Origin of the sequence: Nonomuraea recticatena, from assembly GCF_039533245.1 — a bacterium.
In the GTDB taxonomy this organism is placed as follows: domain Bacteria; phylum Actinomycetota; class Actinomycetes; order Streptosporangiales; family Streptosporangiaceae; genus Nonomuraea; species Nonomuraea roseola.
In genome coordinates this window covers 405,732-430,273 of record NZ_BAAATE010000001.1, presented here as the reverse complement: position 1 = coordinate 430,273, position 24,542 = coordinate 405,732, and the positions used below count along the sequence as shown (strand labels likewise).

22 protein-coding genes are annotated in these 24,542 nt (G+C 69.6%); 12 read left to right on the top strand and 10 right to left on the bottom strand.

Going from position 1 to position 24,542, the window contains the following annotated elements; genetic code table 11:
• Positions 1-78 precede the first annotated feature (78 nt).
• Positions 79-1,002, bottom strand: a complete 924-nt coding sequence (locus tag ABFX50_RS01980) for an RNA polymerase sigma-70 factor (RefSeq protein ID WP_346142696.1) — start codon at positions 1,000-1,002, stop codon at positions 79-81.
• A gap of 472 nt (positions 1,003-1,474) precedes the next feature.
• Between ABFX50_RS01980 and ABFX50_RS01975 the strand changes: the two genes are divergently transcribed.
• Together ABFX50_RS01975 and ABFX50_RS01970 are read left to right on the top strand one after the other, a co-directional pair.
• Positions 1,475-2,326 carry an SDR family NAD(P)-dependent oxidoreductase gene (locus ABFX50_RS01975; RefSeq protein WP_346142694.1) on the top strand — a complete coding sequence of 284 codons (852 nt, stop codon included), beginning with the start codon at positions 1,475-1,477 and terminating at the stop codon, positions 2,324-2,326.
• 282 nt (positions 2,327-2,608) lie between these two features.
• A complete protein-coding gene (locus ABFX50_RS01970) occupies positions 2,609-3,640 on the top strand; it encodes a polysaccharide deacetylase family protein (RefSeq protein WP_346142692.1) in 1,032 nt (343 codons plus the stop codon).
• A 17-nt stretch (positions 3,641-3,657) separates the two neighbouring features.
• On the opposite strand, the gene ABFX50_RS01965 is transcribed toward ABFX50_RS01970, so the two are convergent.
• Positions 3,658-4,788, bottom strand: a complete 1,131-nt coding sequence (locus ABFX50_RS01965; protein WP_346143036.1) for a saccharopine dehydrogenase family protein — start codon at positions 4,786-4,788, stop codon at positions 3,658-3,660.
• 217 nt (positions 4,789-5,005) lie between these two features.
• On the opposite strand from ABFX50_RS01965, the gene ABFX50_RS01960 reads away from it, so the two are divergent.
• The 3 genes from ABFX50_RS01960 to ABFX50_RS01950 all read left to right on the top strand — a co-directional run bounded on the left by ABFX50_RS01960 (position 5,006) and on the right by ABFX50_RS01950 (position 9,176).
• The gene (locus tag ABFX50_RS01960; protein ID WP_346142690.1) at positions 5,006-7,087 is read left to right on the top strand and encodes a serine/threonine-protein kinase; all 2,082 of its coding nucleotides are present in this window, start codon (positions 5,006-5,008) and stop codon (positions 7,085-7,087) included.
• A gap of 55 nt (positions 7,088-7,142) precedes the next feature.
• The gene (locus ABFX50_RS01955) at positions 7,143-8,117 is read left to right on the top strand and encodes a malate dehydrogenase (protein WP_183650489.1); all 975 of its coding nucleotides are present in this window, start codon (positions 7,143-7,145) and stop codon (positions 8,115-8,117) included.
• 243 nt (positions 8,118-8,360) lie between these two features.
• Positions 8,361-9,176 (top strand): COG1361 family protein, encoded by an 816-nt coding sequence (locus ABFX50_RS01950; protein WP_346142688.1) that lies wholly within the window; start codon positions 8,361-8,363, stop codon positions 9,174-9,176.
• Between the two features lie 102 nt (positions 9,177-9,278).
• Here the strand turns inward: ABFX50_RS01950 and ABFX50_RS01945 are convergent, their stop codons facing one another.
• Both ABFX50_RS01945 and galE read right to left on the bottom strand, forming a co-directional pair.
• Positions 9,279-9,401: a hypothetical protein gene (locus ABFX50_RS01945; protein ID WP_344835448.1), complete on the bottom strand. Its 123-nt coding sequence runs from the start codon at positions 9,399-9,401 to the stop codon at positions 9,279-9,281.
• A gap of 47 nt (positions 9,402-9,448) precedes the next feature.
• A complete protein-coding gene (gene galE / locus ABFX50_RS01940) occupies positions 9,449-10,408 on the bottom strand; it encodes a UDP-glucose 4-epimerase GalE (protein ID WP_346142686.1) in 960 nt (319 codons plus the stop codon).
• Positions 10,409-10,513: 105 nt separating this feature from the next.
• Here galE and ABFX50_RS01935 point away from each other — a divergent pair, with 105 nt between their 5' ends.
• The gene (locus ABFX50_RS01935) at positions 10,514-11,824 is read left to right on the top strand and encodes a hemolysin family protein (RefSeq protein WP_346142685.1); all 1,311 of its coding nucleotides are present in this window, start codon (positions 10,514-10,516) and stop codon (positions 11,822-11,824) included.
• Between the two features lie 14 nt (positions 11,825-11,838).
• Positions 11,839-12,846 (top strand): tryptophan--tRNA ligase, encoded by a 1,008-nt coding sequence (trpS, locus tag ABFX50_RS01930; protein ID WP_183650478.1) that lies wholly within the window; start codon positions 11,839-11,841, stop codon positions 12,844-12,846.
• Positions 12,847-12,944: 98 nt separating this feature from the next.
• Here trpS and ABFX50_RS01925 read toward each other — a convergent pair whose 3' ends face one another.
• Entirely contained in the window at positions 12,945-13,448 is a 504-nt protein-coding gene (locus ABFX50_RS01925) for a MarR family transcriptional regulator (RefSeq protein ID WP_221241182.1), read from the bottom strand.
• A gap of 59 nt (positions 13,449-13,507) precedes the next feature.
• Here ABFX50_RS01925 and ABFX50_RS01920 point away from each other — a divergent pair, with 59 nt between their 5' ends.
• Both ABFX50_RS01920 and ABFX50_RS01915 read left to right on the top strand, forming a co-directional pair.
• A complete protein-coding gene (locus tag ABFX50_RS01920; protein ID WP_346142682.1) occupies positions 13,508-14,731 on the top strand; it encodes an amidohydrolase family protein in 1,224 nt (407 codons plus the stop codon).
• A 120-nt stretch (positions 14,732-14,851) separates the two neighbouring features.
• The gene (locus ABFX50_RS01915) at positions 14,852-15,781 is read left to right on the top strand and encodes a YihY/virulence factor BrkB family protein (RefSeq protein ID WP_346142680.1); all 930 of its coding nucleotides are present in this window, start codon (positions 14,852-14,854) and stop codon (positions 15,779-15,781) included.
• Here ABFX50_RS01915 and ABFX50_RS01910 read toward each other — a convergent pair.
• The gene (locus tag ABFX50_RS01910; RefSeq protein ID WP_183650469.1) at positions 15,775-16,911 is read right to left on the bottom strand and encodes a D-alanyl-D-alanine carboxypeptidase family protein; all 1,137 of its coding nucleotides are present in this window, start codon (positions 16,909-16,911) and stop codon (positions 15,775-15,777) included. The genes ABFX50_RS01915 and ABFX50_RS01910 overlap by 7 nt on opposite strands.
• A gap of 71 nt (positions 16,912-16,982) precedes the next feature.
• On the opposite strand from ABFX50_RS01910, the gene ABFX50_RS01905 reads away from it, so the two are divergent.
• Entirely contained in the window at positions 16,983-17,192 is a 210-nt protein-coding gene (locus ABFX50_RS01905) for an SCO4848 family membrane protein (protein ID WP_246452027.1), read from the top strand.
• Here ABFX50_RS01905 and ABFX50_RS01900 read toward each other — a convergent pair.
• Positions 17,164-18,549, bottom strand: a complete 1,386-nt coding sequence (locus ABFX50_RS01900) for a peptide ligase PGM1-related protein (protein ID WP_346142678.1) — start codon at positions 18,547-18,549, stop codon at positions 17,164-17,166. The two genes, ABFX50_RS01905 and ABFX50_RS01900, sit on opposite strands and share 29 nt — an antisense overlap.
• Before the next feature lie 438 nt (positions 18,550-18,987).
• Here ABFX50_RS01900 and ABFX50_RS01895 point away from each other — a divergent pair, with 438 nt between their 5' ends.
• Positions 18,988-20,220, top strand: coding sequence for a M20 family metallopeptidase (locus tag ABFX50_RS01895; protein WP_346142677.1), 1,233 nt, complete (start codon positions 18,988-18,990; stop codon positions 20,218-20,220).
• A gap of 205 nt (positions 20,221-20,425) precedes the next feature.
• Here ABFX50_RS01895 and ABFX50_RS01890 read toward each other — a convergent pair whose 3' ends face one another.
• The 3 genes from ABFX50_RS01890 to ABFX50_RS01880 form a co-directional block, all read right to left on the bottom strand.
• Positions 20,426-20,698: a type II toxin-antitoxin system RelE family toxin gene (locus tag ABFX50_RS01890; protein WP_346142675.1), complete on the bottom strand. Its 273-nt coding sequence runs from the start codon at positions 20,696-20,698 to the stop codon at positions 20,426-20,428.
• Entirely contained in the window at positions 20,695-20,982 is a 288-nt protein-coding gene (locus ABFX50_RS01885) for a type II toxin-antitoxin system Phd/YefM family antitoxin (RefSeq protein WP_192779756.1), read from the bottom strand. Before ABFX50_RS01885 ends, ABFX50_RS01890 begins: the two co-directional genes overlap by 4 nt.
• Positions 20,983-21,278: 296 nt before the next feature.
• Positions 21,279-23,132, bottom strand: a complete 1,854-nt coding sequence (locus tag ABFX50_RS01880) for a Xaa-Pro dipeptidyl-peptidase (RefSeq protein ID WP_346142673.1) — start codon at positions 23,130-23,132, stop codon at positions 21,279-21,281.
• 316 nt (positions 23,133-23,448) lie between these two features.
• On the opposite strand from ABFX50_RS01880, the gene ABFX50_RS01875 reads away from it, so the two are divergent.
• Positions 23,449-24,522 carry a BMP family lipoprotein gene (locus ABFX50_RS01875; protein ID WP_346142671.1) on the top strand — a complete coding sequence of 358 codons (1,074 nt, stop codon included), beginning with the start codon at positions 23,449-23,451 and terminating at the stop codon, positions 24,520-24,522.
• Positions 24,523-24,542 lie beyond the last annotated feature (20 nt).

Here is a 24,542-nt window from a genome sequence, read left to right as displayed (position 1 = left end):
ACACGGCCCCTACCCGCGGTCTCTCCGCGAGGTAGGGGCCGTTTCGCATGTCCGGGGCCGTCTCAGGGCCTCTTGCGGTCAGTCCGCGGACCGGCGGGCCTCGGTCACCTCGCGGAGGGTCGCCCAGGCGTCCCCCACCGGGCCCAGGTGGCCGAGCTTGTCGGGGTTGTTCACCGTGCGGATCGTCTGGATCCGCCCGTCGAGGATGTCGAGCGCCCAGGTGTTGAGGACCCTGCCGTCGCGGTCGCGGAAGATCCCGCCCGGCTGGCCGTTCACCTCGTGCAGCTCCATCATGCCGCCGGTTCTGGCGAGCATCGGGATGAACGCGGCGAGCATCCGGGTCACCTTCTCGAGGCCGATGACGGGGCGGGCCAGCTGCGGGGCCTTGCCGCCGCTGTCGCCGACCATGTGCACGTCGGCGGCCAGCAGTTCCTGCAGCCCGTCGACGTCCCCTTCCCTCATGGCGTCGAAGAAGCGCACGGCGAGTCTGTCGCGCTCGCGCCGGTCGGCCTCGAAGCGGGGCCTGCCCTCGTCCATGTGGCGGCGCGCCTGCACCGCGAGCTGGCGGCATGCCGCCTCCGACCGCTCCACCGCCGAGGCGATGTCCCGGAAGCTGAAGGCGAACACCTCCCGCAGCACGAAGACCGCGCGCTCCAGCGGGCTGAGCCGCTCGAGCAGCAACAGGGCCGCCATCGACACCGAGTCGGCCAGCTCCGCCGACCGCTCAGGATCCTCGTAAGGGTCGGCCAGCAGCGGCTCGGGAAACCACGGCCCGACATACTCCTCCCGCCGGACGCGGGCCGAGCGCAGCACGTCGATCGAGATCCGGGACACCGTGGCCGACAGGAACGCCTTGGCGGACCTGGGCTCGGCGGGGGAGCCCTCGTAGCGCAGCCAGGTCTCCTGGACCGCGTCCTCTGCCTCGCTCACGCTGCCCAGGATCCGGTAGGCGATCGAGAACAGCAGCGGGCGCAGCTCCTGGAACTCCTCGGTGCGGGTCACGCCGGCTCCTCCTTGAACCCCTGCAGCCACGAAAGGTGGCGCGGCTGCCGGCCGAGCTTCCGCTCGACCTTGGCGTTGGACAATCCACGCCTTCCGGTCATCCCTATCATTGCCGCTTCCCCGGCGGGCAGCCCGGCCGGCGCCTGAGGACCCGCATCGGTGTGTCTCCACCACCCGAGACGAGACAGCCCAGCCGTCTGTGACATCGATGGGCAGGCGGTCGGCGCGGATCGCCGGCGCCACCTGGGACGAAGCCCGAGACGAGCTCGGCCACCCGCCGGCCCACGACCGGACGACCGCCACCGCTGCCCGCTCGGTGGCCGCCTTCGACGGCCATGCCAGGAGCGCGGGGGAGACGCAGGTCACACTCGGCGGGGCTCACATCTTCGCCGGGCTGCCTCGTCTAGGGGGTGTGGCAGCCGAACACGGCAACGAGGAAAACCGCCACCGCAGGAAAGAAGGGGAAGACATCATGAGCAAGGTCTGGTTCATCACCGGTTCGTCCCGCGGCCTCGGCCGTAACTTCGTCGAGGCCGCCCTGTCCCGCGGCGACAAGGTGGCCGCGACCGCCAGGAACGCCGGAAGCCTCGACGACCTGGTCGCCGCCCATGGCGACGCGGTGCTCCCGCTGGAGATGGACGTGACCGACAGGGCCGCCGTCTTCGACAGCGTCAAGCGGGCCAAGGAACACTTCGGCCGTCTCGACGTCGTCGTGAACAACGCCGGCTACGCCCAGATCGGCGCGATCGAGGAGCTGACCGAGCAGCAACTGCGCGACCAGATGGAGACCAACCTGTTCGGCGCGGTGTGGGTGATCCAGGCCGCGCTGCCCCACCTGCGCGAGCAGGGCGCGGGACACATCATCCAGCTGTCCTCGGCGGCCGGCCTCTTCTCGATGCCGCTCGGCGGCGCCTACCACGCCTCCAAGTGGGCCCTGGAAGGCCTGAACGACGCCCTCGCCCAGGAGGTCGCCGACTTCGGCATCAAGGTGACCATCATCGAGCCCGGCGGCTTCGCCACCAGGTCCGGCAAGAACCCCGATGTACTCAACAACGGCCACCTGGCCGAGACCAACCCGATCTACGACGGCCTCCGTCAGCGCCTCGCGGGGTTCGCGGGCAAGCAGCCCGCCGGCGACCCGGTCGCCGCGGCCCAGGCGCTGCTCAAGATCGTCGACTCCGACAACCCGCCCCTGCGGGTGCTCTTCGGGCTGGGCTTCTACCCGATGCTCCAGCAGGTCTACGCCGACCGGCTCAAGACCTGGGCCGACTGGCAGGACCTTTCGGCCGAGGCCCACGGCAACCTCGATCAAGAAGATCGGTGACCCCCGGTCCGAGCTTCTCGAGCCCTGAGCCTCGTCGTTCCTCCCTGCGCGATGCACGCCCCCAGGCTGTGGCTTGGGCTCCCCTGCTCGTGGTCGTGAGCGCGTGAGCCGTACGGCCGGCGCCGGCCGTACGGCTCATGACCGTCTTGCCTTGTCCGAGGGCCGTCCAAGGGCGGCCCTTTCGCATGTCATGAGAGCCTGACGGATTTCATACCGACGCAAGAGCCGTTCACATGGTGTATCGGGGTAAGAGCACTCCGTAGTCGATCTCCGGGGGTTCTCATGCGGGTGCTGGGTGCAGGGTTGGTAGTGATCGGCGCGTTGGCCGCCGGTTGTGGCGGTGCGGGGACCGACACCACGGTCGCCAAGCCGAAGGTGGACACCGCGGCGGCGACGCGGCAGGCCAAGGCCGCCAAGGTGGCGGCGGCGGCCAAGGTGAAGGCCAACGAGCTCGGCCAGATCCCCGTGATCATGTTCCACCGGGTGGTCGACAAGCCCACCACCCAGGACGACCGCACCCCCGCGCAGTTCAGGGCCGATCTCGAACGCCTGGCCAAGGACGGGTACGTGCCCGTCACCGCCGCCGAGTACACCACCGGCAAGATCGACATTCCGGCGGGCAAGCACGCCGTCGTCCTGACCTTCGACGACTCCTCGCCCTCGCAGCTCACGCTGGACGAGCTCGGCCAGCCCAAGCAGGGCACCGCCGTCCAGATCCTGCAGGACGTCGCCAAGCGCAACCCCGGATTCCGTGCCGCGGCCACCTTCTACGTGACCGGCGACATGTTCGGCAAGACCGCGCCCGAGGAGCAGGCGCAGATGATGCTGTGGCTGAAGCAGAACGGCTTCGACATCGGCAATCACACCCGCGACCACCACAGCCTGTCGGGCAAGCCGCAGAAGGCTGTGGCCGACGAGATCGCGGCGGGCCAGAAGCTGGTCACCGCGCTCGACGGCGCGCCGCCCGTCACGCTCGCCCTGCCGTACGGCAACCAGCCGCGCAAGAAGGACTGGGCGCGCAGCGGCAAGAGCGGCGACGTCGCCTACAACCACGCGGGAGTCTTCCTCGCCGGGTACACGCCGGCGCCCGCGCCGTTCAACAAGAACTTCGACCCGCTCGGCATCCCGAGGATCAGGGCCATGGACAAGAAGGGTGACTGCGCGCAGTTCTGCTCGACGGCGTGGCTCGACTGGCTGAACCAGAACGCCGACCAGCGCTACACCTCCGACGGCGATCCCACGACAGTGGCCTACCCCAAGTTCAAGGCGCCCTTCCTGCGCAAGGACTTCGCCGCGCGGGCCCTGCCGTACTAGAGGCGGCCCATCCGGGTTCAGGCCTGGAGGGTGGTGAAGGAGATGCCCGCGCGGTGGAGGCGGTCGATGAGCGGTCTGCCCATGGCGACGGCGGTCGTGAGCTGGCCCGCGACCTCGGGCACGTCGTCGAAGGCCAGGCAGAGCGCCGACTCGGCGAGCATCTTGGCCGTCTCGCCGTAGCCGGGGTCTCCGCCCGAGACCTCGGTGACCACCCGCGCGCCGCCTCCCTCGCCGAGGAAGGTGACCTTGAACCAGCTCCTGGCGCGCTGCTCGGCCGTCGGGCCCTCGCCCGCGTCGATCCTGCCGATCAGCCAGTCGCGGGCAGGGGGGATCTGGGCGAGTACGGCCAGCGCGCCCGCCCCCGCCGCCAGTGCCAGCGCCGTGGGCAGCCGCCTGACCGCGAAGTGCTGGCGGTAGGTGAAGTCGGGCCCGTAGCGATCGAGCGCGCGGGCCGAGCGGGCGACGATCTGGTGGTCGATGGTGGGCATGGGCAGCGCCCATCCGCCGACGTAGCGCAGCCCGCCCGGCAGGGAGCTGACCCTGCGGTCCTTCGGGCGGATCTCGGCCGACCGGCGCTGCGTGCCCGCCTCGGCCATCTGCCTGACCCTGGACATCGCCGTCACCGCGGAGTGGACGGTGCCCCCCGAGGCCCTGCCGTTGCTCCTGACGAAGCCGCTGACCTTGAGCGGGACACCGCTGGGCAGCTGGTCGACGGTGTGGAGGACCCCGAGGTCGTAGGGGATGGAGTCGAAGCCGCACGCGTGCACGATCTTGGCGCCGGTGCTCCTGGCCATGCCGTCGTAGCGGACGAACATCCTGTCGACGAACTCGGGCTCGCCCGTCAGGTCGACGTAGTGCGTGCCGGCCCGCGCGCACGCCTTGACGAGCGGCTCGCCGTACCTGATGTAGGGGCCGACGGGGGTGGCGACCACGCGCGCCTGCTCGGCGAGGGCGGCGAGGGAGGCGGGGTCGTCGACGTCGGCGTGCAGGAGGGGGACGTCGTGGCCGAGCGCCTCCAGCTTGGCGCGGTCGCGCCCGGCCAGCGCCCACCGGCAACCGGGCGGCACGGCTTCGGCGAGATACTCCGCGGTGAGCGCGCCGGTGAACCCGCTCGCTCCGAACAGCACGATGTCGTACATGCGCTCCAGAATGTCATTCTGTGGCGCTCGTGACGAGAGCTCTGCGGCAGGGGTGCCGATTGACGCGGGCGATGACTCCGAGGCCTACGAGGTGTGATGAAACGCCTTTGCCGTGGGGCTGTGTCGTGACCAACTGTGACGTCACGAACGGTTAACGGTTCCCTGGGAGGTTCCTGAGCGTCGTAAAGTTTGCGTCGTCAGGCAGAAGCCAACGTGGGGATGACGCATGCCGCAGATCGCGCCGTTGATGGCGGGCGATCCCAGCCAGCTGGGCTCGTTCACGCTGTCCGGGCGCATCGGGGAGGGCGGTCAGGGGATCGTCTACCTCGGGACCAACAGCCAGGGGGAGCGTGCGGCGATCAAGCTGCTGCACGTGAAGTTCAGCGGCGACACGATCGCCAGGTCACGCTTCGCGAGGGAGCTCAAGGCCGCCGAGCGGGTGGCCTCGTTCTGCACGGCCCGCGTGGTCGAGGCCGATCTCGAGGGCAACACGCCGTACATCGCCAGCGAGTACATCGACGGCCTCTCGCTCAGGGACGTCGTCGAGGGCGACGGGCCGCTGTCGGGGCAGGCGCTCGAGCGGCTGGCGATCGGCACCGCGACCGCGTTGACCGCGATCCACCAGGCCTCGATCGTCCACCGCGACTTCAAGCCCGACAACGTGCTCATCGCGGCCGACGGGCCGAGGGTGGTCGACTTCGGCATCGCGCGGATCATCGACTCCACGGGCACGATCACCAGCAGGGCGATCGGCACGCCCGCCTACATGGCGCCCGAGCAGATCGCGGGCGACGACATCGGGCCCTACACCGACGTGTTCGCCTGGGGGGCGACGATCGCCTACGCGGCGACGGGTGTGACGGTCTTCGAGGGCAACTCGATCGCGGTGGTGCTCAACCGCATCCTCAACCACGAGGTCGACGTCAGCGCGCTGCCCGAGCCGCTGCGCGGGGTGGCCGCCGCCGCGCTGGCCAAGGACCCCCGAGAGCGGCCCTCGGCCGACGAGATCCTGCTGCGCCTGCTCGGTCACCCGGCCCGTACGGCGAGCGCCTCCACGGCCGTCCTCAGCGAGGGCGTGAAGATCGCCAGCGACGACACCACGCCGATGACGCGCCTCCCCGCGACCGCGGCCCAGCCGTCCGGGGCGCAGGCACCGACGGGCCCGCCCGCCCAGCGCCCCGCCCAGGCGCTGCGGCCCGTGCCCAACCAGCACGCGCAGGCCGGCCCGCACCCGGCAGCCGACCAGCACACGCCGGCCCACCCGCACCCGGCTGCCCATCCGCACGCGGCCTCCGGTCAGCACGCCGTGCCCAGCCGGCATTCCATGCCCGACCAGTACCTGGCGCCCGGCGGGCAGTCGGGGCCCGTGCAGCAGCCCATGAGCGAGCAGCGGTACCTGAGCCAGCCGCCGACCGCCGTCCCTCCCGCCAGGCGCCGCAGGCCCGTGACGCCGTGGGTGGCGCTGATCCTCGCCCTGCTGCTGGTCGCCGCGCTCGCGGTGGCAGCCGTGCAGTACGGCTGGCCGATCGCGCTGGGCAGCCAGCGCAGCCCCGACCCGACGCCCATCGGCGACTCGGTCGCCGACAGGGCGGCGGCCACCGGCAAGATCACGATCGGGGTCAGGGGCGACGTCCCCGGCGTCGGCTACCAGATGGCCGACGGGTCGTTCTCCGGCTTCGACATCGACGTGGCCAAGCGCGTGGCCAAGGCGCTCGGCGTCGAGGAGCGCGGCATCACCTTCGTGGTCCTGCCCAGGGACGAAAGGGCCGACGCGCTGACCGACGGACGGGTCGACCTTGTGGTGGCGACCTACTCCATCGACGACAGCGACCTGCTGTTCGCGGGGCCGTACATCGTGGCCCACCAGGCGGTGCTCGTGCGCGACGGCGACAGCAAGATCCTCAAGCCCGCCGACCTCAAGGGCCGCAAGCTGTGCGACCAGCGCAGCACCGCTGTCGGCAAGGTGCAGAAGATGGTCGACATGGTCACCGTCACCGCGGAGAACTACGCCGACTGCATCAGGCTGCTCGCCGCGGGCAAGGTCGACGCGGTCTCGGGCGACGACCTGCTGCTGGCGGGCTTCGCCAACAGGGAGAACGCCCGCTACCGGATCCTGCGCGCCACGCTGAGCGACGAGCGCTACGCCGTCGGCATCAAGCAGGGCGACGTGCGCACCTGCGAGGCCGTCAAGGGCGCGATCTCCGAGCTCATCACGAACAACGTGATCGGCCAGCTCGTCGCCACCCATTTCAGCAATGTCGACTTCAGGGCGGACCTGAGGGTACCCGTGATGGAACCCTGTGGATGACGAGCGAGTAACATCCAGACGTCACGATTCGATTCTTCTGAGTTAGGGGAAGGCCATGGCCGCGCCCGTCAAGGTAACCGTCACCGGAGCCGCCGGACAGATCGGTTATGCCCTGCTGTTCCGCATCGCCTCGGGCCAGCTGCTGGGCGCCGACGTCCCGGTCAAGCTGAGCCTGCTGGAGATCCCGCAGGCGGTGAAGGCGGCCGAGGGCACCGCGATGGAGCTCGACGACTGCGCCTTCCCGCTGCTGTCCGGCATCGAGATCACCGACGACCCCAACGTCGCCTTCGCGGGCGCGAACGTCGCCCTGCTGGTCGGCGCCATGCCGCGCAAGGCCGGCATGGAGCGCGGCGACCTGCTCGGCGCCAACGGCGGCATCTTCGGCCCCCAGGGCAAGGCGATCAACGACCACGCCGCCGACGACATCAGGGTCCTGGTGGTCGGCAACCCGGCCAACACCAACGCGCTCATCGCCCAGCAGAACGCGCCCGACGTCCCGGCCGAGCGCTTCACCGCCATGACCCGCCTCGACCACAACCGCGCGCTGTCGCAGCTGGCCGCCAAGCTCCAGGTGCCGGTCACCGAGATCAGGAACATGACCATCTGGGGCAACCACTCGGCCACCCAGTACCCCGACCTGTTCCACGCCGAGGTCGGCGGGAAGGTCGCCGCCGAGCAGGTCGACCCCGAGTGGCTGCGCGAGACCTTCATCCCGACCGTCGCCAAGCGCGGCGCGGCGATCATCGAGGCCCGTGGCGCCTCCTCGGCCGCCTCCGCGGCGAACGCGGCCATCGACCACGTCCACGACTGGGTCAACGGCACCGACTGGACCTCCGCGGCGATCCCGTCCGACGGCTCGTACGGCGTGCCCGAGGGCATCATCTCCTCCTTCCCCGTCCGTTCGGTCGGCGGCAGGTGGGAGATCATCCAGGGTCTGGAGATCGACGCGTTCTCCCGCGAGCGCATCGACGCCTCGGTGGCCGAGCTGATCGAGGAGCGCGACGCGGTGCGTGAGCTCGGTCTGATCTAGCTCACTCTCCTACGGCGAAGGCGGGGCCCATGACCGGGCCCCGCCTTCGTGCGTTGAGCGCGGTCTGAGAGCCCGCTCGCCCCGCCCGGGTACGTCGAGGACGTCCCGCTGGGCCCCGACGTCGTCCAGGGGCCGCCACGAAGATCGCCCGGGTTCGGGACCGTGCGTGTCGGTGGAGCTGTTTGCCCAGGTCAGGACGGAAGAATGGGCGGCCGGAACCGAGGCTACGGGGGACTGGTGGGCATGGGACGCGTACCGGCGAGGGTACTCGCCGGCATGGTCGGTGTGGCGGTGCTGGCAGGCCAGACAGCAGCGCGAGCCGACGAGGAATGGGGCAGGGCCGACCTGTCCGTGACGGTGTCGGCCAGCCCGTCCGTCGCCCAGCCAGGACAGCTGATCACCTACAGGGTCCAGGTGCGCAACGACGGCCCCGGCGACGCCGTGCTTCCCGTGCTGAGGGTGAACGTGCCTCCGGAGGTGGACGTCCTGGGCGTCGACGTGGCGACGTGCCGCCCTGGCCGTACGGTCAGCGAGGTGATCTGCCCCTCGGAGACGGACGTGATCGTGGGAGCGAACGGAGGGGTGACGATCCACGGGATCGTCAGGTCGGGCGCGCGAGGTCCGCTGCGCCTGACCGCGCACATCTCCTCCGCGGTCGAGGACGGCGACCCGCTGGACAACGACGTGACGCTCGGCACGCGCGTGGACCCGGGAGCGGATCTGGGGGTGCGGCTCACGAGCGGTCCCGAACGGGGACGGCGCCTGTCCATGGCGGCCACGGTCCGCAACCGCGGCCCTCGGGCGGTGCGCGACGCCCAGGTCTCCTTCACGACGGGCGGCGCGCGGCTGATGGCGGCCGAGGGCGCGAGATGCGGCGGTGGCGCGGGTCAGGTGGTGTGCGCGCTCGGCCGCGTGGCGTCGGGGCGGAAGGTGCGCTTCACCCTCGCCTTCCGCGCCCCGCGCAGGCCGCTGGAGACCACGGCCGTCGTGCGCTCGTCACGGCTGGGCGACCGCCGTCCCGCCGACAACCAGGCCAGGATGCGCATCGCCGTGCGCTGACCGGAGCAGGACGACGCTGACGGTGACGAACAGTCCGCGGCCGAGGCGCGCAGGAGGGGGCGAGAGACCTGCCAGGGCCCGCGTCAGGGCAGGAGCACGCTTTCAGCTGGCTTTGGGCGCGCACGTGGGCGCCTGCCTGGTCGCCGAGGTGGGCTCCGTCGTGGCGAACACCACCCCGGCGGCGGTCAGGCTGCAGCCGAGCACGATCGCGAGAGCGAACAACACCTTCTGTGAAAAGGTCCTCACATTTCGCTATCTCAGCATATTTTGGCTCATCGGGTGAGCGCATTCCAGGCATCCGCCACGATGTCCCGGATCGAGGCGCGCTCGGCCTTCCATCCCAGCTCCTGCTGGATCTTGTCGGAGGAGGCGACCAGCACGGCGGGGTCGCCCGCGCGGCGGGGACCGACCACCGCGGGGACGGGATGCCCGGTGACCTCACGGCAGACCTCGATCACCTCCTGGACGGAGAAGCCGGTGCCGCTCCCCAGGTTGTAGATCTTGTGCTCGCCCTGGGTGCAGGCGGACAGCGCGAGCAGGTGCGCCCTGGCGAGGTCGGCGACGTGGATGTAGTCGCGCACGCAGGTGCCGTCGGCCGTCGGGTAGTCGGTGCCGAAGACGCTGACTGACTCGCGCTCGCCGGTGGCGACCTTGAGGACGTTGGGGATGAGGTGAGTCTCGACGGTGTGGCGCTCGCGGAGGACACGGCCGTCGGCGGCGGTGTAGGCGCCCGCGACGTTGAAGTAGCGCAGGCTCACCGCGCCGAGGCCGTGCAGCCCGGCGTAGGCGGTCAGCGCGGTGTCGACGGCGAGCTTGGAGGCGCCGTAGGGGTTGGTCGGGCGGGTCGGGTCGCTCTCCAGGATGGGCGAGCGCTCGGGCTCGCCGTACGTCGCGGCGGTGGAGGAGAAGACGATGCGCGACACGCCGTGCGAGCGCATGGCGTCCAGCAGCGCCAGCGTGCCGCCGAGGTTGTGCGCCCAGTAGAGCCCCGGCTTCTCCACCGACTCGCCGACCAGCGATTTGGCCGCGAAGTGGAGGACGCCCTCCACGCCGTCGAGCGCGTCGCCGACCTCGGTGATGGACCTGTGCACGAACCGGGCGCCGGCGGGCACGGCGTCGGCGTGCCCGGTGGACAGGTCGTCAAGGACGGTCACCTCGTGCCCCGCCTCGACGAGTTGCGCGGCGACGACGCTGCCGATGTACCCGGCGCCTCCCGTGACGAGAAGCTTCATGTTCACCTCTGTTTGTTCATGTTTGATTTTGTACGGCTTCAGCATACTCGGCCTGACTGGTTGGAGCCGGGTACGCTGGCAGATCACTACGTCGAAAGCACTTCGTTGAACAGCGTTGCGGCCAATAGCGCCATCGTCCTGCTCTTCATCCTGATCGGCGGCTTCTTCGCTGCGGCGGAGATGGCCCTGGTCTCCCTGCGGGAGAGCCAGATCCGAAAGCTCGAACAGCGAGGACGCAGGGGCGCCAGGGTCGCGAAGCTGGCCCAGGACCCCAATCGTTTCCTGTCGGCCGTGCAGATCGGCGTCACGGTGGCCACCATGCTGTCGGCCGCCTTCGGCGCCGACAGGCTGGCCGGCGAGCTCGAACCTACCCTCGTGAGCTGGGGGCTACCCCAAGGACTCGCCCAGCCCGTCGCGCTGGTCCTGGTGACACTGGCCATCTCCTACCTGTCGCTGGTGCTCGGCGAGCTCGCGCCCAAACGCCTGGCCAGGCAGCGGGCCGAGGGGCTGTCCCTGGTCGTCGCGCCCTTCCTTGACCGGTTGGCCAGTCTGTCCAGGCCCGTCATCTGGGCCCTGTCGAAGTCCACCGACGGCGTCGTCAAGCTGCTCGGCGGCAACCCCCACGCCGACAGGGAGGAGATGACGACCGAGGAGCTGCGCGACATGGTCGTCGGCCACACCGACCTGACGGCCGACGAACGGCACCTCATCGCCGAGGTGTTCTCCGCAGGCAAGCGCCAGCTGCGCGAGGTGATGCTGCCCCGCACCGAGGTGGAGTTCATGGAGGCCGACACGCCGCTGGCCGAGGCCGCCGTGCTGGCCGCGACGCTGCCGCACTCCCGCTTTCCCGTCTACCGCGGCTCCTACGACGAGATCGCGGGCTTCGTCCACGTCAGGGACCTGCTCGACCCCGTGCTCACCGGGCAGATCGAGCCGATCAGCCGGCTCGTGCCCATCCGTCCTGTCAAGTTCGTTCCCGCCTCCAAGCGCCTGCTCACCACGCTGTCGGAGATGCGCGACGAGGGGCACCACCTGGCCATCGTCGTCGACGAGTACGGCGGCACCGCGGGGATCGTCACCCTGGAGGACCTGGTCGAGGAGTTGATCGGCGACATCAGGGACGAGTACGACATCGAGGAGCCGCCCGTCCCGCTGCCCGCGGGCGAGGTCGAGCTCGACGGCCTGACCAACCTCAACGACTTCGCCGCCGAGACCGGCATCAACCTGCCCAACGGCCCCTACGAGACGCTGGGCGGCTTCGTGCTGGCGGGCCTCGGGCACCTGGCCGCCGTCGGAGAGAAGGTCGAAATCCCAGGCTTCGACCTGACCGTCACCGAGCTCGACGGGCGCAGGATCTCCAGAGTGAGGGTGAAACGCCGGACGCTGATCGAGTCGCCGCCTGAGCCGGATTCCTGACACAATTACGGGCTATGGCCAGACCTCGCGTACTCTCCGGCATCCAGCCCACCGCGGACTCCTTCCACCTGGGCAACTACCTGGGTGCGGTCCGTCAGTGGGTCACGCTGCAGGAGACGCACGACGCTTTCTACTGCGTGGTCGACCTGCACGCGATCACCGTGCCCACCGACCCCGCCGACCTGCGCCGCCGCACCCGCGTGGCCGCCGCGCAGCTGTTCGCCGCCGGGCTCGACCCCGAGCGCGCCACCGTCTTCGTGCAGTCGCACGTGCGTGAGCACACCGAGCTGGCCTGGGTGCTGATCTGCCTGTCCGGCATGGGCGAGGCCGCCCGCATGACCCAGTTCAAGGACAAGTCGGCCAAGTACGGCGAGAACGCGGCCAGCGTCGGGCTGTTCACCTACCCGATCCTGCAGGCCGCCGACATCCTGCTCTACCAGGCCAACAGCGTGCCCGTCGGCGGTGACCAGAAGCAGCACCTCGAGCTCACCCGCGACCTCGCCCAGCGCTTCAACCACCGCTTCGGCGACACCTTCACCCTGCCGGAGCCGTACATCCTCAAGGAGGTCGAGAAGATCACCGACCTCCAGGACCCGACGGCGAAGATGTCCAAGTCCTCCTCCTCGCCCGCCGGCATCCTCGACGTGCTCGAGCAGCCGGGGCCGCTGCGCAAGAAGGTCATGCGCGCGGTCACCGACACGGGCTCGGAGGTGCTGTTCGACGAGGAGAACAAGCCGGGCATCTCCAACCTGCTGCGCATCCAGTCCGCGCTGAGCGGCACTCCGATCGCCGAGCTGGTCGCGCGCTACGAGGGCCAGGGTTACGGCACCTTCAAGAAGGACGTCGCCGAGGTCGTCGTCGAATCGTTCACGCCGATCAGGGAGCGCACGGAGAAGCTGCTCGCCGACGAGGCCGAGCTCGACAGGCTCCTGGCCATCGGCGCCGAGCGCGCGGGCGCGGTGGCCCGCGAGACCATGGCGCAGGTTCGCGACCGCGTGGGCTTCCTGCCGCGCGCCTTCTGATCCACCTCCGGCCGCTCCGATGACGCGCCGCCCACAGGGGGCGCGTCATCCGTCGACTCGCTCACCGGACCCTGGGCAGGGCCGCGGTCCCTGGGTGGTCAGCGGACTCGGCGGCCCAGGGCCAGGGTGAGTTCGCGCAGAGCGTCGGCCGCGTGCCGGAGGGTCGACTCGGGAACTCCGGCCATCGCCTCGGTGTGGGCGCGGCTGGAGCCCTCGAGAGCCAGGTGCGCCACGCGCAGGCCCTCGGCGGTGAGCTGGACCCAGCGGCTGCGGGCGTCGCCCTTGTCGTCCTCGCGTTCGACGTAGCCTGCGGCCGCCAGGCGTTGCAGCACGTTGCTCGTGCCGCCCGAGGTCAGGAAGAGCGCGCGGGCCAGCTCGCTCGGCTTCAGCCGGTGTGGCGGCCCTGTACGGGCGAGCGCCGCGAGCACGTCGAACTCCGCGTACGTCAGCCCGAGCTCGGCCAGCTCGGCCTTCACCGCCTGCTCGAACAGCCCGTTGACGCGGGACATCCGCTTGCTCAGCTCCAGGCTGGCGATGAGCGACGGCGCGAGCCCTGCCTCCCGCCAGCGGGGCACCAGCCCATCGACCTCGTCCTGGTTCACGTTCCGAGGATACCGGCATCCATATTGCTTTCTGAAAAGCTTTTTTTTAAGCTTTTCGAATGAACAACAACTCATGGATCGTCAAGAACGGCCTCGTCATCGACACCGAGCCGCAGCCCGTCGTGCTCGGCGAGGTCGACGTGCTCGTCACGGCGGGAAGGATCGCCGCGGTCGGGCCTGACCTGGGCGCGGAGGGGATCGAGGTGATCGACGCGACCGGCATGATCGTGTTGCCGGGGTTCGTGGACAGCCACCGGCACACCTGGCAGGCGGCGATCAGGGCTGTCGCCCCCGACACCACGCTCGGTGACTACGTGGCCCACGTGCTCGGCGAGCTGGCGCCGCGCCTCACCCCCGACGACGTCCACGCGGGGATCGCGGCGGGCGTGCGCGAGTGCCTGCACGGCGGGATCACGACCCTGCTCGACTGGTCACACGTGCAGTTCACGCCCGAGCACACCGACGCCGCCGTCGACGCGCTCACCGCCTCCGGCGTCAGGGCCGTCTTCGGCTTCTGTCACGGCGGAGCGGACAAGAGCCTGATGGCGCCCGAGGGACGCCGCATCCGGGAGGCGCTCACCGGAGACCTCGTGAGCATGGCGGTCGCCGCGTTCGGCCCCGAGTTCGGCGACCTCGAGCGGGCGGCCGGCGAATGGCGGCTGGCCAGGGAGCTCGACGTCCCTGTGAGCGTCCACATGGGGGGTCACGGCGTCGAGAGCGCCGGGCGCGGCCTGGACTTCCTCGACGCGCACGGCTTCCTCGGCGCCCCTCGTACCACCTACATCCACGCCAACCACTACACCGACGAGCACCTCAAGCGGATCGCTGGCAGCGGCGGCAGCGTGTCGGTCTCGCCGTTCAGCGAGATGGCGCTGGCGATCGGGTATCCCGTCACCGGCAGGGCGAGGGCGGCAGGCGTTCCTGCCTCGCTCAGCGCCGACGCGGTGACCAGCGGTCCAGGCGACATGTTCGCGATGATGCGGGCCGTCCATGCGTTGGAGCGGGGCAGGGCCGACGCGGCGGGGCTGGGCTTCACCACCCGCGACGCGCTGCGGATGGCGACGATCGAGGGGGCCGAGGTGGTGGGTCTGGCGGAGGTCACCGGATCGCTGCGCGTCGGCAAGCAGGCCGACCTGCAGCTCCTGCGGGCCTCCTCGCCCTCGATGGCCGGTGCGCAGGACCTGATCGGGGCGGTGGTGCTCAACGCGGACACCAGCGCGGTCGACACGGTGCTGGTGGCGGGCCGGGTCCTGAAGCGGGACGGCATGCTGGTCGCCGGGTGAGGCAGCCGCCGTGCGGCGGCAGGCCGGGCGGGGCCGGAGCGCGCGCGGGACGGATGGATTCGCCACGACAGGGCCCTGCCGCCTGCCGTATCCGGGCGGGATCGGGTAGAAGCTTTCGTCATGAGCACATGGGTCGACCGGGTCAGCGCGGTCAAGGAACGGGTGCGCCGGACGACCGAACGGTCGAGGGTGCGCTGGCACCCGGTCGATCACGTGATCAGGACCGTCCAGCGCTACCAGCTGCAGAACGGTGACAGGCTCGCGGGGGCCGTGACGTACTTCGCGTTCCTGTCGCTCTTCCCGATCATCGCGCTGGCCTTCGCGGTGTTCGGCTACGTCCTGACCGAGCGCCCCGAGATCTCGGAGGCGCTCAGGAAGTCCATCGCCGAGCAGCTGCCCGGCCTGGTCGACCAGCTCAATCTCGACCAGATCGCCCAGGCGAGGACGAGCGCGGGCGTGATCGGCCTGATCGGCCTGCTGTACGCGGGGCTGGGCGCGATCGACGCGCTGCGCGGCGCGCTGCGCGAGATCTCGATGACGACCACGCCGCCGCTCAACTTCTTCCTGGGCAAGCTGCGCGACCTGGCCACGCTGATCATGCTGGGCCTGACCATGATCGTCTCGGCTCTGGTCGGCGGCTTCGCCACCCAGGCCACGACGACCGTGGCGACCTTCCTCGGCGTCGAGACCTCGCTGGGCGCCAAGCTCACGCTCGCGGGGGTCGGCCTGCTGGGCAGCGTCGGCGCCGACTGGGTGATGTTCCTCATCGTGCTGGGCTGGGTGGCCAGGCCCGCCCGCCCGTTCAGGACGCTGGCCAAGGGGGCGCTGCTCGGAGCCGTGGGGTTCGGGGTGCTGAAGCAGGTGGCCACGCTGCTGCTGTCGACCACGCTGAGCAACCCCGTCTACGGCACGTTCGCCGTGACGGCGGGGTTGCTGCTGTGGATCAACTTCTCCGCGCGGCTCACGCTCTACGTGGCCGCGTGGACCACCACCTCAGGGCTCACCCCGCCGCCCTCTCCGACGCCGCTGCCGTCCGACGGGAGCTACTGATCGGCCTCGGCGTCCGCCCGCCTGGTCGCCCTGCGCCTGCGGACGCCGTACAGGAGCCAGCCGAGGCCGCCCAGCAAACCCGCGCCGACGACCACGGAGCCGACCATGCGGCTGGTGCCGGTCTGGGACGAGGCCGCGGCGTCGAGCACGGGCGCGCCGCGCGTGGAAGCCGCGGGCGACGGCGTCGCCGTGGTGTTCACCTGCTCGGTGGCGGGCTGTACGGGCAGCGGGTCCACGAGCCTGCCCACGGGACGGCCCTTGGCCCGCGCCGCGAACCCCCAGTCGAGCAGGTCCTCGACCTCCTCCCAGAAGTAGCCCTCATGCCGCATGATCGTCACGATGATCGTGTGACCGTCGCGCGTGGCCGCGCCCACGAAGCTGCCGAGCGCCTTGGACGTCCAGCCGTTCTTGACGCCGACCATGCCCTTGTAACGCCACAGCAGCTTGTTGTGGTTGCCGATCTCGTAGTAGCCCTTCGGCGCGGGGAAGCGCGAGGACTTGAGGCTGACGTACCTGCGGAAGTCGGGGTTGGCCAGGCCCGCTCGGGCGATGAGCGCCAGGTCGTAGGCCGAGCTGCTCTGCCCGGGCTTGTCCAGGCCGCTCGGTGTCTTGGCCACCGTGTCGTTGGCCTGCAGCCGCTTGGCCTCGGCGTTCATGTCGGCGAGCGTCGTGCCCAGCCCGCCGTTCGCCTCGGCCAGCGCCATCGCCGCGTCGTTGCCCGAGCTGAGCATGAGCGCCTTGAACAGGTCGTCGACCGTGTAGGTGGTCTTGACCGAGAGCCCGACCGCGCTGCCCTCCTGGTTGACAGCCGTCCTGCTGGGTTTGATCTTGAGGTTCTTGTCGAGCTTGGGGATGAGGCTGAGCGCGGTGAGCGCCTTCAGCGTGCTGGCGGGCAGGAAGCGGCCGTGCGGGTTCCTGGCCGCGAGCACCTGCCCGGTCTCGGCGTCGGCGACGACGAAGGACGTCGCCTTCGTCTTCGGCGGCGCCTTCACCCCCTCTGGCGCCACCAGGCCCTTGCTCGCCAGCTGATCACCCCCCAACACCGGTACGGCGGGCGGGTCGGCGAAGGCGGGCCCTGCCAGAGCGACCGCGGCGAGAAGTGCCACGACCGGCACCAGTTTCGTCCCCATAGCGACCTCAGCGTAGCTTCGTCACATAGCGCATGAGGCGTCACTACCCGCCCGGAAACTGAGAGATGAGCATGTCGAGAAAGATCGCCGGATTCTTGATCATCGTTGGCGCGTTCATGATGTTCGAGTGGATCAACCTTGGGTTCAACCTCGCCGACGGGCATTCGACGGGCTTCTACGTGGTCCACGGCATACTGATCGCGGTCAACCTGGTGCTGGGGGTGGCGCTGGCGCTGATCGGCTGGCGAGGCCTCAGTCGCCGCAGAGCGCGCGGCGAGTGATGCCGTGCAGCTCGTCGGCCTCCTCCCTGGAGTCGCCGATCGTGGTGAAGCCCAGCTTGCCGTGCTCGGGGATGGCGCCGAGCAGGTGCAGGACGTTGCCGGTCCTGCGCACGGGGTCGAAGCCGAGGCCAAGCCCCTCGACCATCTTCACCACCTCCCCAGGCGTACGGCCGGCCAGGCACCCCGCCGAGCAGTTGTCCGTGGCCGTGTAGTACTTCGGCTGCGCCCCGCGCATCAGCAGCCCCGTCGAGGGGTCGTACGTGGCGTCCGTGGTGAGCAGCGCGGCCCCGAAGGGATGCGTGGTGCCGCCGATGCGCAGGTTCACCTCGCACAGCAGCGCCGCGTAGCCCGCGTCCGTCTTCATCGCGAAGAAGTCCATGCCGAACAGGCCGACCACGCCGCGCCCTGCGAGCAGTCCAGCGATCTTCTCGGCCGACGCGCTGACCTCTGCGCGGTACTCCGGCCTGGCGGGGAAGGTGCAGCCCTGGTAGACGGGGCCGTCCAGGACCTGGTCATGGGTGGCGACGACGTCGTAGTGGCCGCCTGGGGTGATCCTGGCCAGCGCGCTGGGGTAGTAGAGCGGGCGGTGCTCGATGAACTCCTCGACCACCCCTCCCCGCTCGGCCAGCTTGGCGGCGAAGCCGGTCCAGGTCTCGTCGGCGCCCGCCGAGAACTCCGTGCGGCTCCAGTCGTGCTTGGGCACGATCGCGTTGCCCAGCCCCGAGTAGCCGTCGTTCAGCTTGACCATGACGCGCTCGCCCGGCAGCGACAGCACCGCGTCCTCGATCTGGGCCATCGTGTAGAGGTCGCCGAATCCGCGCGCCATCGGCACCGCGGCCTCGGTGCCGATCTCGCGGGCCCCGCTCTTGGAGCCGTAGTAGGCCAGCGACATGGCCGGACCGTAGATGGGGACGTTGAGTGACGCGGCGAGCTCCTCCTCCAGGTCGCTCATCACGAACGGCACCAGCCACGCGTCGTCGCCGATGACGCCGCGTATCCGCTCGACCACGTCGGGTCGGTCCAGCACGCTCCTGGTGAGGGGCTGGCTGTGCGGGTCGTCGACGGTGATGAGGTGCAGCCGCCTGGCCGCGTCGTCCGGGTCGGGCAGGAAGCCGAAGTAGTAGTCGACGATCTCCTGATGGATCGGCACGGAGGAGAGGTAGACCACCGAGATCCCCGGCTCCCGCAGGGTCAGCAGGAGGAAGAGCAGACGCTCCTCGTAGCACCTTGCTGCCTTGATGCGGCGGAGTTCATCCTGCGGCAGGGAGAGCGAGGGTACGACCACCAGGGTCCCCTCGCTCGGCTCGAAGATGCTCAACCGTGCATGCTTCTCCCCGAACGGGATATTAGTGATCATATAGTGAGTGAAACACGCATTCTTCTCACTTGCATGCATCGCGGCAGTGTGATGACCAGGACCGGAGGTAACAGGATTTGGAACGGGGTCAACGTTTGGGGGTAGCGACATCGGGTCACAATTTAATGATCCGTTGTGACTATTTCCGGACCAGGTAACCGCTCACGTACCGTGACGACCTGCGGTTACGGGCATGCCCCAGCCCAACTTTTGGTGTAGTTGTCCGCGAGAGGGGCGGCGGGGGAGATACAGTCGATGGCATCGCCATCGGGCTTATGGCCAACCCCGCTGATCTCTGACACCGGTGCACGCGGGTGTGTGGCATTCGCTTCACCGGGCAGCTTCCCCGACCGGGCAGCTGAATCGCGTGATCGCACAGGGAAAGACGGCGCAATGAGCCGTGCGACGGCGTTGTCGCACGTGACGGGACGGTGAGCAATGCGGGGACGTGAGCTGCGGGGGGAACTCGACGCGTTCCTGGCGGAGAACGAGCAGGATCTGGTGGCGTTCCGCCGCGACCTGCACATGCATCCTGAGCTCGCCTTCGCCGAGTACCGTACGACCCAGAAGATCGCCGACCGCCTCACCGCGGCCGGTCTGCACCCTTCCGTGCTCCCGCGCGGCACCGGCCTCATCTGCGAGGTCGGCAGCGGCGACGGCCCGACGATCGCGCTGCGCGCCGACATCGACGCCCTCGCCCTGCCCGACGAGAAGGACGTGCCCTACCGCTCGACCGTGCAGGGCGTCTGCCACGCCTGCGGTCACGACGTGCACACCACGATCCTGCTCGGCACCTCGATGTTCCTGGCCAGGCAGGCTCGCGAGGGCCTGCTGCCAGGCCGGGTGCGCCTGCTCTTCCAGCCCGCCGAGGAGTTGCCCGGCGGGGCGCTCGAGGTCATGGCCCACGGCGGCATCAGCGGCGTCGACCGCATCTTCGGCCTGCACTGCGACCCCAGGGTCGACGTCGGCCAGGTCGGGCTCAAGGCCGGCCCCATCACCTCGGCCTGCGACAAGCTCGCCATCAGGGTCAGCGGGCCCGGCGGCCACACGGCCCGCCCGCACCTGACCGCCGACCTCGTCTTCGCCCTCGCCAAGATCCTCACCGAACTGCCCGCCGCGCTCTCGCGCAGGGTCGACCCCCGCTCCTCGCTGTCGCTGGTGTGGGGGCGCGTGGAGGCGGGCTCGGCCGCCAACGCCATCCCCGACGACGGCATCGCCGAGGGCACCGTCCGCTGCCTGGACGAGGCGGCCTGGCACGCGGCGCCCGACCTCATCAAGGCGCTGCTGGAGTCGGTCGCGAGCGCGTACGGCGTCGAGGCCACCATGGACTACTCCCGAGGCGTCCCTCCGGTCGTCAACGACGAGGAGAGCGTCCAGATGCTCGCCGAGGCCGCCGAGCGCGCCCTCGGCGCGGGCGCGGTGGTCCCCACGCAGCAGTCGCTGGGCGGGGAGGACTTCGCCTGGTACCTGGAGTCGATCCCCGGAGCCTTCGCCCGCCTGGGCACCAGGTCGCCGGGCGGCCTCGACCACGACATCCACCAGGGCACGTTCGACGTGGACGAGAGCGCCATCGGGCACGGCGTGCGCTTCATGGCGGCCACGGCGCTGACGGCCCTGTGGGAGGGTCACCGTCCGGGCCAGGTCGCCGAACCGCTGGCCGAGCTCATCTGACGACACGGGCCTCGCTCGGCGCGCTTCGCGCGTCGGGGGCTCGGACTCCTCAGATGGGGGGAGCCAAGCTCCCCAAGCCTCCTGCCAGGGAGACTTCCGTCCCCCTGACCCCCGGTCGTCGCGCCCGTCGGGGTGGATCGGAATGCCTGGCCGAGGAGTATCTCGGGTGCGACCACGAGTCAGCCGCAATGCGGCGCGCGGACCGCTATGGGCGGTAGGCGTCTCGACGGTGTTTGATCGTCTGGATCGCCACGGTGTGCTTGTCCTCATCGATCCGGTAAACAATGCGATAGGTCCCCCGCCTGGCGACATGCAATCCGTCGTACGGCTCTTGAAGGGGTTTGCCAACCCGCCATGGCTCCCGCGCGAGAGCGCCGGTGATCAGCTCCCAGGCTGCTGCCGCCACGGACTCGGGGAGACCGGAGGCGAGCGCGCGGCGGGCCGGTGGGTCCAGGAGGATGGTGTAGCGGTCGCTCACGCGCTCGCCTTGCCGAGGCGGGCCGCCATGATGGCGGACATCTCCTCCTCGGTGGTCACATCGCCTCGAGCCTCAGCGGCCGCGGCTTCGACCAGGTCAGCCCGCATTTCTGGATCGGCGAGGATCTCCAGCGTCTCCTGCAAGGACTCCCATTCCGCCACGGAGACGATAACGGCGTGCGGCCGCCCGTTCCGGGTCAGTGTGAAGTGATCGTGCTCGCGAGCGGCTCTGTCGGCAAGCTCAGTCAGACGGTCCTTCGCTTCGCTGATCGGAATGATTTCCATCTGCCAAGAATACCCTCCTGGCCCGAATATCGGCCAAAGCTCCGGCTAGACGGTGGCGACTTCTGGAGAGGTTTCTGACGATGCCCGGGCGACTCAGAGCGCTGCCATTCGTCGACGAGACGGATGCTGAATTGGCAGAAGAGTCAGGGAGACCTCGTGAAGTGACGCTTGTCCATGCGGAAGGGCGCTCACAAGGTTCGGAAGCGTGACGGCCGGGGCAGGAAGGTCGCTCGGACTCCCCCGTGAGGGAGTCCGAGCCCTTCAGCGCGAGGCCGCGCCCGTGAGCGGGGGAGCCGTCAGGAGAGGCGGCCGAAGACGACAGGCAGCTCCAGGGACGACAGGCCGGGGGTGACCTCGACCTTGGTTCCCTCCGGGTAGCGCAGCGTGTAGTCGTGGTCCGTGGAGATCAGCACCAGGCCGATCTTGTGTCCCTTCTTGAAGACGTAGTCCTGCGCCTGGAAGTCCCAGCGGAAGGTGTATGCCCTGCCCGGCTTGATCGGCTGGGTGTTGTCGGCCTTGTGCCTGTTGCGCACGTCGATCCAGCCACGCGAGACGATCTTGTAAGGCGCCGACGCCGTCCCGTGCCGGTACAGCGACGTGCAGCCGCTCTCACCCGGCACCGCCTGTCCGTAGCAGTAGGTCTGGCCGGTGTTCACCAGGCGTCCGTTGGCCCTGGTGTCGGTGCCGTAGTCCACCAGCAGCGCCGTCAGGTACGGCGAGGCGCCGTCCTTCAGCGAGGCCCGCACGGAGACGCTGGGCGTGCCGGAGATCCGGACGTCGGTCGGCAGCGCGGAGGTCAGGTACGCCAGGCGGTTCGGGTCGGGGGAGGGGGCCGACTCGACCAGCTGCTCGGCCGTGCGGGTCTTCTGGTCGACGAACGACTCGCGGGAGGAGAGCGGCCTCGGCAGCAGGCCCAGGCGGGAGGACGAGCCCAGCCAGAGCTTCACGGGGTGGGCGCCGGGCAGCGGCCACGAGGCGTGCTGGCCCCACTGTCCTGGACCGATCTCCACGTCGGCCCGCGGCTCGTTCATGATGCCCGTGTCGATGCCGTGGAGCCAATGGTCGAACCAGAGGTGCAGCTGGCGCAGCCACTCCACGGTCCTGACGTTGAACGGGTCGGCGTGCCCGCCCTGGTGCAGCCAGATCTTGCGCGGGACGTCGCGACGGCTGAGCGCCTCCCACCACTGGGCGGCCTGCTTGGTCTTGACGTTCCAGTCGTTGAGGCCGTGGACGAGGAAGACGCTCGCCTTGACCTTGTCGGCGTTGTGGAGGAAGTCGCGGGCGGCCCAGAAGTCGCTGTAGTCGCCGCTGATCCGGTCCTGCGTGGCGGTGAACTCGTCCATCACCGGAGCGCAGATCTCCTTGCCCGCTCTGGTGAGGACGGCCTTCGCCATGACGTCGACGTCCTCGCCCTGGTACCCGCCGGGCGCCAGGACGCCGCCGTTGGCGCGGTAGTAGTCGTACCAGGAGGAGATCGCCGCGATGGGGACGATCGTCTTGAGTCCTTCGACGCCGGTGGCGGCCACCTGGTTGGGAAGCGTGCCGTTGTAGGAGACGCCGATCATGCCGACGCTGCCGGTGGACCACGGGGCGCTGACCGGGTTGCCCGCCGCGTCGAAGCCCTTGGCTCTGCCGTTCAGCCAGTCGATGACGGCCTTCGGGCCCGCGCTCTCCTGCGCGTCGCCGACGGTCGGGCAGCCGGTGGACCTGCCGCTGCCCAGGCTCTCGACCCTGGCCACGGCGTAGCCGCGGGGCACGAAGTAGTTGTCGTAGTAGCCGGGGAAGGTCTCCACCGCGGTCTTGGTCTCGGCGGCGAGCACCCCCGGGAGCGGGTTGCCGTTCTCGTCGACGTCGACCTTGTGGTTGGGGATGGTGCCGTCGATGCCCGCGTAGTAGGGGCTCGACTCCATGATGATCGGGACCTTGAGCCCTGTCTCGGTCTCCTTGGGCCGCAGGAAGTCGGCGGCCACCCTGTCGTTCTTGCCGTCGCGGTCGCTGTCGACCCCCTCGACCTCGACGAAGACGGTCTGCTTGATCGCATCGGCGCGGGAGTAGATGGGCTGGGTCGGGCCCGTGGTGGTGGACAAGGCGGGCCCGGCGCCCGCTGCCGCGAGTAACGCGGCGGTGAGCGGGATGACGATCATGCGCATGGGGGGCGCTCCAGGTGGTATACGAAATTTCTAGCCATACAACGAAATCTTCGGCTTGACGGCAAGATCTTGACTTGGGGCAAACTTCGGTAAAGGTGTGTTGAGGCGGGTTATGCGAGCACATAAGCTGCAGGTCAGGCCACCTCGACGCCGCTCCCAGGTCACAGACGCGACTGATGTCGATAACGGAGCGGTTGCGGACCTGTGTGCCGGTTTGGTCTGTCCTGGCCAAACAACTATCTTCCGTGCAGGGTTGCCGTGCGTTTCTTCGCGCGTGCGATGAAGGTTGGACGGCGGGGAAATGGAAGGAGTCGACTTGCTCAGCAAGCGATTCGGCAGGATTGCGGTCGGCACCGTCGCTGGTGCCATGCTCATGGCGGCCGCGGCATGTGGTGGTGGCGGAAACACGTCTGCAGGCAGCTCCGCGGCTCCGAGCACGGGTGCCGCCAGCGAGCCGGCGAAGGCCAGCGGGCTGAAGGTCGGACTCGCCTTCGACGTCGGCGGTCGCGGCGACAAGTCCTTCAACGACGCCGCCTACGCGGGTCTGGAGCAGGCTCAGAAGGAGCTCGGCGCCGAGATCAAGGACCTCAGCCCCGCGGGTGACGGCTCCAACCGCGGCGAGCTGCTGCGTCAGCTGGCCGAGGCGGGTTACAACCCCATCATCGGTGTCGGCTTCGCCTACGGCGAGGACATCAAGAAGGCGGCGCAGGAGTACCCGGACATCGAGTTCGCGGTCGTCGACTCCGCCTCCAACGCCCCGAACGTGACGGGTCTGCTGTTCGCCGAGGAGCAGGGCTCCTACCTGGCGGGCGTCGCGGCCGCGCTGAAGAGCAAGGCCGGCCACGTCGGCTTCGTCGGCGGCGTCGAGAACGACCTGATCAAGAAGTTCGAGGCGGGCTTCTCTGCCGGTGTCAAGGCGACCAAGCCCGACACCAAGGTCGACGTCAAGTACCTCACCCCCGACGGTGACTTCAGCGGCTTCAAGGCCCCCGACAAGGGCAAGATCGCGGCCGAGAAGATGTACCAGGACGGCGCGGACATCGTCTACCAGGCCGCGGGCGACTCCGGCACCGGTGTCTTCCAGGCCGCCGCCGCGGCCAAGAAGCAGGCCATCGGCGTCGACTCCGACCAGCGGCTGACGGTCAAGGAGGCCGACCTCCAGGCGGTCATCATGACCTCGATGATCAAGCGCGTCGACGTCGGCGTGTTCCAGTTCATCAAGGCCTTCCAGGGCGGCGCCAAGGGCGGCAAGAACGACGTCTACGACCTCAAGGTCGACGGCGTGGGCCTGTCCACCACCGGTGGCGAGATCGACGACATCAAGGAGCAGGTCGACGCCGCCAAGAAGAAGATCGTGGACGGGGAGATCACCGTTCCGAGCAAGCCGTAGTCTGGGACAACACCCAAGAG